The organism is Candidatus Hydrogenedentota bacterium (assembly GCA_016791475.1).
Lineage (GTDB): Bacteria > Hydrogenedentota > Hydrogenedentia > Hydrogenedentales > JAEUWI01 > JAEUWI01.
On the sequence record JAEUWI010000449.1, the window covers coordinates 1 to 525 of the forward strand.

Sequence of the window (525 nt, forward strand, 5' to 3'; positions counted from 1 at the left end):
TATCACTTACAGGCGAAACGGCGAAGAGAAGACCACCTCCGCGGTGCTTTCGGCTAATACCGGCACCTACGAAAAGATCGCTTCCGGCTTCAACGATAAACTCGGGGCCGACCTGGAAACCCTCGATAAAAAACTGGCCGAGAAATACGAAATAGAAGGTGGTGTGGTGGTAAAAAAGATCAAACAAGGTGGCGCTTTCAGCAACACCCGCATGCAGGACGGATTCATCATTACCAGTATCAATGGTGTGGAAATATCCAGCATTGAACAACTCAACCGGGCCGTCAGCAGCTTCCGTGGCGAAACCATGCAACTGGAAGGAATTTACCCCGGCTACGACGGAATCTACCGCTACCCGCTGAATCTGGCTGACTAAACCCGCAGAACCCAGGCAGACATTTTTAAAAACCGCATCAACCATGCGGTTTTTTTTATGGCCCGCCGGAAATGGACATCCGCAATGCAGTAGAGACGGGACGCATCCCGTCTCTACGTCCGCATTCACGGAAATGCATTTTCACAATC

The 525-nt window shown here is 50.9% G+C and carries 1 protein-coding gene; it reads left to right on the top strand.

Going from position 1 to position 525, the window contains the following annotated elements; translation table 11 throughout:
- Window positions 1–376: serine protease (locus JNK74_30185; protein ID MBL7650439.1), on the top strand; the 376-nt coding region annotated here is incomplete at its 5' end.
- Between the last annotated feature and the right edge of the window lie 149 nt (window positions 377–525).